Below are 9,739 nucleotides of genomic sequence, written 5' to 3'. Positions count from 1 at the left end.
CCCCTCTTCCCCCCCCAGGGCCCGGACAGCGATGTCATCCTCGGCGCGGACGCGCAGATCCTGATAGACAGTCCGAAATGCATGAACCTCGTCGGATCGCGCCACGCCTTCGCGCCGATTGCCGCGTTCGAAGACGGCATGTCCGTTACCGCGATCCAACCCCAGGGCGAAGTGACCGTCTACGGCCTCGCCTGCGCTGGACAGGAAGCCGTGACGGTTTCGGGCCTGTCCGTCGAAACCTATCACCCGTCCCGCACCATCACGCGCAGCCTGACGCGGGTCGTCCTGTCCGATATGGCGCGGTTGTTTCCGCATGTGACCGGTGGCGCAGGTTTCGGCCCCCCGCGCATCCCCTACCTCAGCCTGTCGGAGGCGCAGGGCCTGTCGCTGAACGGGGGCTGACGCGCCGGTCGGAAATTGGGCAATGGACCCTGCCGCCCCGTGCTGTAGCTAGGGCCCTGTCCCAGTCCCAGCCAGAAGGCCCGCCTCATGCAGATCATCACGGCGCTGTCCGATGTCTCCGCCTGCTACGACGCCCTGTTCGTCGATTTGTGGGGATGTGTTCACGATGGTGTTCGGGTCTATCCCGGCGCGAACGAGGCCTTGTCGGCCTATCGCGCGCAGGGCGGCAAGGTCATCTTCGTCACCAATTCGCCCCGCCCCCGCGCGGGCGTGGTTCAGCAGCTGGAAATCTTCGGCGTATCGCCCGACGCCTATGACGACATCGCCACCTCGGGCGATTCGGCACGGGTCGCGATGTTCCGCGGCGCCGTCGGAACGAAGGTCTGGCATCTCGGGCCGGAGCATGACGCCGGTTTCTTCGAGACCCCGGCCGTTCTGGACGATCCGGTCGCGATCGAACGCGTCCCGCTGGAAGAAGCAGAGGGCATCGCCTGCACGGGGCCCGTCGACCCGCAAGCGGATCCCTCGGTCCTGCGCCCGCAATTCCTTGCCGCCAAGACGCGGGGGCTGAAACTGCTGTGTGCGAACCCCGACATCGTGGTCGACCGGGGCAACGTGCGCGAATGGTGCGCGGGCGCTTTGGCCGAGCTCTATACCGAGATGGGCGGTGAAAGCCTGTATTTCGGCAAACCGCATGCCCCGATCTACGATCTGGCACGGCGGCGGCTGTCGCAGATTGCCGATATCCCGGACAGCGCGATCCTTGCCATCGGGGACGGTCCCGCGACGGATGCGGCGGGCGCGATGGGCGAAGATCTGGACCTGCTTTTCATCACGGGCGGGCTTGGCGCCGAAGAGACGGGAACCCCTTTGCTGGGCAATCCGGATGCGGCCCTGCTGCAGACCTATCTGGCGCGGCACGGCGTCGTTCCGACCTATGCGATCGGATCCTTGCGGTAATTTTGCCACCTCAGGCGCAATCTGACGGCAATTTTATTACCATGACACTTGCCGCAGCGCCGCATCGGAGTTATGTATCCTCCAGCACCCGCTGGAGGCCCGACCATGCTCGACAACATGCCACGCGGCACGATCTGCATCGAAGATATCGAGATCGGCATGAGCCGATCGCTGCGCAAGGTCGTGACCGATCGCGACATCGAACTGTTTGCCGAGGTGTCGACGGATCATAATCCCGTCCACCTCGACGACGAATACGCGCAGGACACCATCTTCGAAGGTCGGATCGCCCACGGCATGCTGACCGCAGGTCTGATCTCGGCTGTCATCGGCGAACAACTGCCCGGTCATGGCACCGTGTATCTGGGCCAGACGCTGAAGTTCCTCGCCCCTGTGCGCCCCGGCGATCTGGTCGAGGCGGTCGTGACCGTGACGGAGATGGATTTCGCCAAACGGCGTGTCACGATGGACACCCATTGCGCCATCGACGGCAGGAAGGTCCTCAGGGGGGAGGCCGTGGTTCTGGCCCCGTCGCGCAAGTTCGACTGACGCCTTACCCGGCGGGTCAATTCGACACCGCAGGACGGGCCCGTGCTTGCGCCGCTCCGGCCTGCGGGGTAGCCGAGGCGCATGCGGATATTCCGGGATCATAAGGCCATTCCTGACAATGCGCGCGGCGCCTGCTCCGCGATCGGGAATTTCGATGGCGTCCATCTGGGCCACCAGCACGTGCTGGACCTTGCCCGGGGCCCGGCGCGGGAACGGGGCCGACCGCTTGGCATCGTCACGTTCACCCCCCATCCGCGCGAATTCTTTGCCCCGGACGCGCCCGCCTTCAGGTTGATGTCGCCCGAAGCGCGGGCCAACCGGCTGGCGAAATTGGGGGTCGACCTGCTGTTCGACCTGCCCTTCCCGCAGATTGCACCGATGACCGCCGAAACCTTCATGAAGGATGTCCTGGCCGATGGCCTTGGCCTGTCCCACGTGGTGGTCGGCGCCAACTTCCGCTTCGGCAAGGGCCGGGCGGGCACCGTCCGGACGTTGCAGGACGCCGGCGCCGACCTCGGGTTCGATGTCACGGCGGCCGAGCTGATGGGGGCGGATGCGCCCGTGTCCTCGACCGCGATCCGGGCCGCGCTCTCGCGCGGGGAACCCGGCGCGGCGGCGGCCATGCTGGGCCATTGGCACCGGATCGAAGGCCCGGTCGTGCATGGCGAAAAACGTGGCCGGACACTGGGCTATCCCACGGCGAACATGTCGCTCGACGGTCTGCACCTGCCGCGCCTCGGCGTATACGCCGTCCTTGTGGATATCGCCGACGGTGTCCACGCGGGGACGTATCATGGGGTCGCCTCGCTGGGGGTGCGGCCCATGTTCGGGGTAAACACACCGAACCTCGAGACATTCGTCTTCGATTTCAGCGGCGACCTGTACGGCACGCACCTGTCGGTCGCACTGGTCGAATTCCTGCGGCCCGAACTGACGTTCGACGGTCTGGACGCCCTGATCGGCCAGATGGATGGCGACAGCGCGCAGGCGCGCCATATCCTGGCCGCCCTCGATGGCTGAGGATCCCATCGACCGCAGCGGTCTGCGCCACCGGTTCTGGGAACGCCCCTTGGCCAAGCTGACGGCCCCCGAATGGGAGGCGCTGTGCGACGGCTGCGGAAAATGCTGTCTCAACAAGCTGGAGGACGAGGACACGGGCGCCGTCGAACTGACCCGCGTGGCCTGTCGCCTGTTCGACGATTCGACATGTCGTTGCGCCAATTATGCCGACCGGCTGTCTTTCGTGCCCGAATGCGTGGTCCTGTCGCCCAGAACCCTGCCGGACGTCGTCTACTTCTTTCCCGACACCTGCGCCTACCGCCGCCTCTACGAAGGGCGCGCCCTGCCACACTGGCACCCTCTGCTGACCGGGGATCCGATGTCCCCTCATATCGCGGGCGCATCCCTGATGGATGAAACGGTGTCGGAACACGACGTCTCCGAAGAGGACTGGGAAGATTTCATCATCGAGGAGCCGACGGGCGGGGCATGACCCCGCGTGGCCCGACAAGATGACACCGACGAAGGACGCCAAGACATGAACCTGAACTTTGCCTCCGACAACACGGGCCCCGTCGCGGCCCCGGTCATGGCCGCCATTCAGGCCGCCAACACGGGCGCCGCAATGCCCTACGGCGCCGACCCGTGGATGCCACAGGTGCGCGACCGGCTGCGCGACCTGTTCGACTGGCCCGAGGCCGAGGTCTTGCTGGTCACGACCGGCACGGCGGCAAATGCCATCGCGCTTGCGGCCCTCGTCCAGCCCTGGCAGACGATCTTCGCCCACCGCACCGCCCATATCGAAGCCGACGAATGCGGCGCGCCGGAGTTCTTTACGGCTGGCGCCAAGCTGACCCTTCTGGACGGGCCGGATGGGCAGATCACGCCCGCGGCCTTCGAAGCCGCCCTGTCGCGTCTCGGCGGGCAGGACGTCCACAGCGTGCAGCCCGGCGCGCTCAGCCTGACCAATGTCACGGAAACCGGCAGCGTCTATTCCCTCGAAACGCTTGGCACGCTGACGGACATGGCACGGGCCGCCGGCATCCCCACCCACCTCGACGGGGCCCGGTTCGCCAATGCCTGCGCCGCGCTCGACTGTTCGGCCGCGGCGATGGTGCGCGGGTTCGATGCGGTCAGCTTCGGGGGAACCAAGAACGGCTGCATGGGGGTCGAGGCGATCGTCATCCGCAACCCGGCCAAGGCCTGGGAACTTGCGTTGCGACGCAAACGCGCAGGGCACCTGTGGTCCAAGAACCGCTTCCTGTCTGCGCAGATGCTTGCCTATCTGACGGATGACCTGTGGCGCGCAAACGCAAACGCCGCCAATGCGGCTGGCCAGCGCCTGCGCTCCGGTCTGGCCGCGTCGGGGGCAGAGGTCACAGGCGCCCCCGCCGCCAACATGGTATTCGCGCGTCTGTCCAAGGACGTGATCGCGCGGGCGCAGAAGTCGTCGCAGTTCTACACGATGGACACGGCGGACCATCCCCTGTGCCGGTTTGTCTGCGACTTCACCAAGACAGCGGACGAGGTGGACGCCCTGCTGGACCTGATCGCCGGCTGACGCGAGGGGTGGGCGTGCCCTTCCTCTGGTCCGCAATACCTCGGGGAGTGTGAGGGACAGAGCCCCTCACACAATCGACCTGGCGACAATCGACCTGGCGCCGGTGGCGATCACTTAGCGTCCATCGCGTCCAGACGCGCCTTCAGCGCCTCGTTTTCCTCGCGCGCTTTCTGGGCCATCGCGCGCACCGCGTCGAACTCCTCGCGCGTGACGAAATCGCGGTCTGCCATCCAGCGGTCGAGGACCGATTTCATGGCGGTCTCCGCCTCGGTCCGGGCGCCCTGCGCCACGCCCATCGCGTTGGTCATCAATTGGCCAAGGTCATCCATGATGCGATTGCGGGTCTGCATGTTGTCTCTCCTGAAAGGCTTTCCTTCCATATGGGTTGCGCGTCCGGTCGCGGCAAGCCGCGTCGGCCCGCGATCACGATCCGCGCCGGACCCCGCCGCAGGCATGCATCGCGGTTGACCGGCCCGCGGCGCACGGGCAAAGCGGGGCCATGCTGTTTGCGATCCCCTTTCCCGATGTCTCGCCAGACATCTTCAGCCTCGATCTCGGCGTCTTCGTCTTCACGCTGCGGTGGTATGCGCTGGCCTATATCGCCGGCATCGTCGGCGGATGGTGGATGTCCCGTTGGGTCGTCGGCCAGCCTCACCTGTGGCTGCGCAACACGCCACCGATGTCGCGCGCCCAGGTCGAGGATGTGATGACCTGGATCGTTCTGGGCATCATCCTCGGCGGGCGGCTGGGGTATGTCTTGTTCTATCAACCCGGCTATTACCTTGAAAACCCCGGCCAGATCCTTGCCGTGTGGCAGGGGGGCATGTCATTTCATGGCGGGGCGATGGGCACGGCCATCGCCGTTACCGTCTATGCGTGGCGCCAGAATATCCCGATCCTGTCGATCCTCGATATCGCGTCTCTGGTGGCCCCGCTGGGCCTTGGCCTCGGGCGGGTGGCGAACTTCATCAATGCGGAGCTGTGGGGCCGTCCGACCGACATGCCTTGGGGTGTGGTCTTTCCCGGACAGGCCGCGCAGGCCTGTACCAACATCGGACAGTTCTGCGCCCGTCACCCCAGTCAGCTTTACGAAGCCCTGCTGGAAGGCGCGCTGCTGCTTGCCATCCTCTGGGGGGTCGCGCTACGCGGCGGGTTCAAGCGGCGCGGCCTGCTGTTCGGCCTATTCCTGTCCGGCTACGGTGCCGCCCGCACCTTCGTCGAGGCATTCCGACAGGCCGACGCACAATACATCACGCCCGACAATCCGCTCGGGCATGTCGTGCGGATGGGCGATTGGGGCCTGACGATGGGACAGGTCCTGTCCCTGCCGATGCTGGCCGTCGGCCTGCTGGTCGTCGCCTTCGCGATGCGTCCCAAGGTGGGCAAGGCACGGGCATGAGCCTTCGGGACCTGCTGCTTGGCCGGATCGCCACGACCGGGCCGCTGACGGTTGCCGATTACATGGCGGACTGCCTGCTGCACCCGACGCTCGGTTATTACACGACGCGTGACCCGCTGGGGGCCAAGGGCGATTTCGTCACCGCCCCCGAGATCAGCCAAATGTTCGGCGAGATGCTGGGCCTGTGCCTTGCGCAGTCCTGGATGGATCAGGGCCGTCCGGATCCATTCGCCCTTGTCGAACTGGGACCGGGGCGCGGCACCCTGATGGCGGACATGTTGCGCGTGGGGCGGGCCGTTCCCGGCTTTGTCGAGGCCGCGCGCATCCATCTGGTCGAGGCGTCGCCCGCCCTGCGCGCCGTTCAGGGCCGCACCCTGACGGGCCACAGCCCGACATGGCATCAAACGGTCGACGACCTGCCGGACCTGCCGACATTCCTTGTGGCGAACGAGTTTCTGGACGCGCTGCCAATCCGTCAATACGTCCGCGATGGTGCCGCCTGGCGCGAACGGCTCGTGACCGTGCAGGATGGCGCCCTGACCTTCGCGTTGGCCCCGCCGATGCCGGTGCCCGAGCTTGCGCATCATGACGTCCCGGACGGCACCATGGTCGAGAGGTGTCCGGCCCTGCCCGGTGTTGTGCAATCCATCGCAGGCCGCATTGAACAGGGCGGCGTGGCCCTGATCATCGATTACGGGCACTGGAGGTCACAGGGCGATACCCTGCAGGCCCTGCGCGATCACACGCCCGAAGATCCGCTGACCACACCGGGCGGTGCCGACCTGACCGCGCATGTGGATTTCGAGGCCGTGGCCCGGGCATCCGGCCCGGCGCAGGCCTCCGCCATGACGCGGCAAGGCGTCTTTCTGGAACGTCTGGGCATCACCGCGCGGGCACAAGCCTTGGCAAGGGGGCTGACGGGCGATGCGTTGGCGGCACATGTGGCGGCACATCGCCGCTTGACCCATCCGGCCGAGATGGGCGACCTTTTCAAGGTGATCGCACTGGCCCCGCCCGGTGCGCCGCTGCCGCCGGGGGTGGATGCGATGGGTGACCTGACATGACACTTGAAATTCTGCGCGCCGAGCTGCTGGGCGGGGTGACGCACGGGTTCTTTACCCGCAAGGGCGGTGCGTCGTCGGGCATCTTTGCCGGCCTCAATTGCGGTTCCGGGTCCAGCGACCTGTCCGACGTCGTCGCCGTGAATCGCGACCGCGTGGCCGAGGCGATGGGCGGCCCGCTGCGCGGGGTGCACCAGGTCCATTCATCCGACGTTGTCACCGTCGACGGCCCGATGCCCCAACCTCAGCCCCGTGCGGATGCGTTGGTGACGGCGCGTGCGGGTGAGGTGCTGACCATCCTTACCGCCGATTGCCAGCCTGTCCTGTTCCACGACCCCGACAACGGGGTGATCGGTGCGGCACATGCCGGGTGGAAAGGCGCGCTGGGCGGTGTGCTCGAGGCGACGGTGGACGCGATGATCGATCAGGGCGCAGCCCGCGACAGCATCCGCGCCGCCATCGGCCCGTCGATCAGTCAGGCCGCCTATGAAGTCGGGGAAGAGTTTCTGGATACCTTCATGGCCGAGGATCCCGATACGCTGCGCTTTTTCGCCAACGGGCGCGACGGGCGGTATCAGTTCGACCTGATCGGCTATGGCCTGCACCGGCTGCGCAGCGCGGGGGTCACGGCGGAATGGACCGGTCATTGCACCTATTCCGACCCCGAACGTTTCTATTCCTATCGCCGCACGACCCACGCCAAGGAGGCCGACTACGGCCGCCTGATCGCCGCCATCCGCCTGTAAACACGGCCCTTTCAGCCGGTCCAACCCCGCGGCTTGAATGGCGATATGGCACGGGCGCGCATGATGGGCCCCGCGCGATCGACGCCCGATTGCACGCCGCCCTGATTGCGCCACAATTACGCACCACCTTCGCCGCGAACAGACCGCGCAAAGACCGCATGGCCGCCCCGTCTCCGCCCGACGCCTCCGTCAGAACGTGCTTAACGCACACGCAGGAGAGCCCCATGTCGCGCAAGATCTGGTTGGACCGCACCATCGAAGCCGCCCGCACCGAAACGTATCAGATGCCCTGGTCCCGTTCGGTCAAGAACAAGCCCGCGCCCGCCCCGGTCAAGACCGCCGCGCGCGCCTCCTGAGACGTCTGCCGCAGGGCAAGGGCGTTCCGCGCCCTGCCCTAGCCCCGCGCCAGATCGGACAGCGACGCATTCGTCGTCAGCATGTCGGGATCCAGCCGCACCTCGATCACCGAAAAGACGGATGCCGCCCGTGCCGCCGTGAGGGCAGGGGCAAAATCGGCCTGTTCGGTGACCACGACCCCCTGCCCGCCATAGGCCCGTGCCAAAGCCGCGAAATCGGGGTTGGCCAGATCCGTTCCGGAGACCCGGCCAGGATAGTGTTTCTCCTGATGCATTCGAATCGTGCCATATCGCCCGTTGTTCGCGACGATCACGATGGGGCGGGCGCCATGCTGCGCGGCTGTCGACAGCTCGTTGCAGGTCATCTGGAAACAGCCGTCCCCGGCAAGGCAGATGACATCGCGCTCCGGTGACGCGATCGAGGCCGCGATGGCCGCCGGAAAGCCATAGCCCATCGACCCGGAGGTCGGCGCAAGCTGTGTGCCAAAGCGGCGCCAGCGATAATAGCGATGCAGGAACGCCGCGTAGTTGCCCGCGCCGTTCGTCAGAACCGCATCTTCGGGCAGGACCGCGTCGAGATGGGCGATCACCTGTTCCATCTTGACGGCCCCCGGCGTCGTCTTCGGTGTGATCCAGGCCTCAAAGTCCGCCCGCGCCTCGGCCTGCGCGCCATGCCAGCCGGGCAGCGTATCGTTGCGCGCGGCCAGGGCCGTGATGACATCCGCGGCACGCGCGACCACGGGGACGGCCGCGGTCCAGACGCGGTTCACCTCATCCGCGTCGGGGTGGACATGGATCAGCCGCGGGGCGTCCCGTGTCGGGTCCAGCACCTCGTATCCGCCGGTCGCGATGTCGCCCAGCCGCGTGCCAAGCGCGAAGATGACATCGGCGTCCTTCAACCGCTGCATCAGGCGCGGATTCGGACCGACGTTCAGGTCACCCACGTAGGCAGGCGACCGGTTGTCGATGTGATCCTGCCGCCGGAACGCAGCCGCCACCGGCAAGCCGTGCCGTTCGGCCCAAGTGCGCAGGGCATCGGCTGCACCCTGCGACCAGCCGCCGCCCCCGGCGACGACCAGTGGACGTTGCGCCTGTCGCAGGGTGTCGATGATCCCGGACAGGTCGGCGGGCACGGCGGGCACGGGAACGGTGACCGCCGGACGATCCGACACATCCGCCTGTGCCGACAGCATGTCCTCGGGCAGGGCCAGAACGACCGGGCCCGGGCGGCCCGATTGCGCGACCGAAAAGGCACGCGCGATATATTCCGGCAGGCGATCCGTCTGATCGACCTCGGCCACCCATTTCACGAGGCCCCCGAACAACCCGCGATAGTCGACCTCCTGAAAGGCTTCGCGGTCGCGGTGGCCGCGCGCGATCTGGCCGACGAAACACACCAGAGGCGTCGAATCCTGCATCGCGATGTGCAGGCCCGCGCTGGCATTCGTGGCGCCGGGTCCGCGTGTCACGAAGACGACGCCGGGGGTGCCGGACAGCTTGGCGCTGGCCTCGGCCATCATCGCGGCGCCCCCTTCCTGCCGGCAGACGACGTTCTGAATGTCGTGATCATGCAGCCCATCGAGCGCGGCGAGGAAGCTCTCCCCCGGCACCGAAAAGACGCGGGTCACGCCCTGGATCGCAAGCTGATCCGCCAAAATGCGTCCACCGTGCCTGTCCATCCCGTTTTCTCCCACTAGGTCCTTGCG

The 9,739-nt window shown here is 66.8% G+C and carries 12 protein-coding genes; 10 read left to right on the top strand and 2 right to left on the bottom strand.

Annotated features, from left to right (window positions below):
• The 6 genes from V6N07_RS11965 to V6N07_RS11940 form a co-directional block, all read left to right on the top strand.
• Window positions 1-402, top strand: a 402-nt coding sequence (locus V6N07_RS11965; protein ID WP_371156534.1) for a Hint domain-containing protein, incomplete at its 5' end; no start/stop codon positions are given.
• Between the two features lie 87 nt (window positions 403-489).
• The gene (locus V6N07_RS11960) at window positions 490-1,362 is read left to right on the top strand and encodes a TIGR01459 family HAD-type hydrolase (protein ID WP_371156533.1); all 873 of its coding nucleotides are present in this window, start codon (window positions 490-492) and stop codon (window positions 1,360-1,362) included.
• A 105-nt stretch (window positions 1,363-1,467) separates the two neighbouring features.
• Window positions 1,468-1,911: a MaoC family dehydratase gene (locus V6N07_RS11955; RefSeq protein WP_371156532.1), complete on the top strand. Its 444-nt coding sequence runs from the start codon at window positions 1,468-1,470 to the stop codon at window positions 1,909-1,911.
• An 81-nt stretch (window positions 1,912-1,992) separates the two neighbouring features.
• Window positions 1,993-2,931 (top strand): bifunctional riboflavin kinase/FAD synthetase, encoded by a 939-nt coding sequence (locus V6N07_RS11950; protein ID WP_371156531.1) that lies wholly within the window; start codon window positions 1,993-1,995, stop codon window positions 2,929-2,931.
• A complete protein-coding gene (locus tag V6N07_RS11945; RefSeq protein WP_371156530.1) occupies window positions 2,924-3,403 on the top strand; it encodes a YcgN family cysteine cluster protein in 480 nt (159 codons plus the stop codon). Before V6N07_RS11950 ends, V6N07_RS11945 begins: the two co-directional genes overlap by 8 nt.
• 45 nt (window positions 3,404-3,448) lie before the next feature.
• A complete protein-coding gene (locus V6N07_RS11940) occupies window positions 3,449-4,471 on the top strand; it encodes a low specificity L-threonine aldolase (protein WP_371156529.1) in 1,023 nt (340 codons plus the stop codon).
• Window positions 4,472-4,581: 110 nt separating this feature from the next.
• Here V6N07_RS11940 and V6N07_RS11935 read toward each other — a convergent pair whose 3' ends face one another.
• Window positions 4,582-4,821, bottom strand: coding sequence for an accessory factor UbiK family protein (locus V6N07_RS11935; RefSeq protein ID WP_371156528.1), 240 nt, complete (start codon window positions 4,819-4,821; stop codon window positions 4,582-4,584).
• Between the two features lie 149 nt (window positions 4,822-4,970).
• Here V6N07_RS11935 and lgt point away from each other — a divergent pair, with 149 nt between their 5' ends.
• From lgt to V6N07_RS11915, 4 genes are all read left to right on the top strand, one after another.
• The gene (gene lgt / locus V6N07_RS11930; protein ID WP_371156527.1) at window positions 4,971-5,870 is read left to right on the top strand and encodes a prolipoprotein diacylglyceryl transferase; all 900 of its coding nucleotides are present in this window, start codon (window positions 4,971-4,973) and stop codon (window positions 5,868-5,870) included.
• Window positions 5,867-6,934 (top strand): class I SAM-dependent methyltransferase, encoded by a 1,068-nt coding sequence (locus V6N07_RS11925; protein ID WP_371156526.1) that lies wholly within the window; start codon window positions 5,867-5,869, stop codon window positions 6,932-6,934. Before lgt ends, V6N07_RS11925 begins: the two co-directional genes overlap by 4 nt.
• Entirely contained in the window at window positions 6,931-7,677 is a 747-nt protein-coding gene (gene pgeF / locus V6N07_RS11920) for a peptidoglycan editing factor PgeF (protein WP_371156525.1), read from the top strand. The genes V6N07_RS11925 and pgeF overlap by 4 nt, the downstream gene beginning before the upstream one ends.
• A 224-nt stretch (window positions 7,678-7,901) precedes the next feature.
• On the top strand, window positions 7,902-8,033 hold the full coding sequence (locus V6N07_RS11915; RefSeq protein ID WP_371156524.1) for a hypothetical protein: 132 nt from the start codon (window positions 7,902-7,904) through the stop codon (window positions 8,031-8,033).
• 38 nt (window positions 8,034-8,071) lie between these two features.
• Here V6N07_RS11915 and V6N07_RS11910 read toward each other — a convergent pair whose 3' ends face one another.
• Window positions 8,072-9,712: a thiamine pyrophosphate-binding protein gene (locus V6N07_RS11910; RefSeq protein WP_371156523.1), complete on the bottom strand. Its 1,641-nt coding sequence runs from the start codon at window positions 9,710-9,712 to the stop codon at window positions 8,072-8,074.
• Window positions 9,713-9,739: the final 27 nt, after the last annotated feature.

It is taken from the genome of Jannaschia sp. 2305UL9-9 (assembly GCF_041403465.1).
Lineage (GTDB): Bacteria > Pseudomonadota > Alphaproteobacteria > Rhodobacterales > Rhodobacteraceae > Jannaschia.
The sequence above is the reverse complement of the archived record's forward strand: the minus strand, read 5'-3'. Positions and strand labels throughout refer to the sequence as shown.

Bases quoted from the DNA above. Each gene is read 5' to 3' on its own strand.
- V6N07_RS11960 (WP_371156533.1), top strand. From the start codon at position 490: ATGCAGATCATCACGGCGCTGTCCGATGTCTCCGCCTGCTACGACGCC.
- V6N07_RS11955 (WP_371156532.1), top strand. From the start codon at position 1,468: ATGCTCGACAACATGCCACGCGGCACGATCTGCATCGAAGATATCGAG.
- V6N07_RS11950 (WP_371156531.1), top strand. From the start codon at position 1,993: ATGCGGATATTCCGGGATCATAAGGCCATTCCTGACAATGCGCGCGGC.
- V6N07_RS11945 (WP_371156530.1), top strand. From the start codon at position 2,924: ATGGCTGAGGATCCCATCGACCGCAGCGGTCTGCGCCACCGGTTCTGG.
- V6N07_RS11940 (WP_371156529.1), top strand. From the start codon at position 3,449: ATGAACCTGAACTTTGCCTCCGACAACACGGGCCCCGTCGCGGCCCCG.
- V6N07_RS11935 (WP_371156528.1), bottom strand. From the start codon at position 4,821: ATGCAGACCCGCAATCGCATCATGGATGACCTTGGCCAATTGATGACC.
- lgt (WP_371156527.1), top strand. From the start codon at position 4,971: ATGCTGTTTGCGATCCCCTTTCCCGATGTCTCGCCAGACATCTTCAGC.
- V6N07_RS11925 (WP_371156526.1), top strand. From the start codon at position 5,867: ATGAGCCTTCGGGACCTGCTGCTTGGCCGGATCGCCACGACCGGGCCG.
- pgeF (WP_371156525.1), top strand. From the start codon at position 6,931: ATGACACTTGAAATTCTGCGCGCCGAGCTGCTGGGCGGGGTGACGCAC.
- V6N07_RS11915 (WP_371156524.1), top strand. From the start codon at position 7,902: ATGTCGCGCAAGATCTGGTTGGACCGCACCATCGAAGCCGCCCGCACC.
- V6N07_RS11910 (WP_371156523.1), bottom strand. From the start codon at position 9,712: ATGGACAGGCACGGTGGACGCATTTTGGCGGATCAGCTTGCGATCCAG.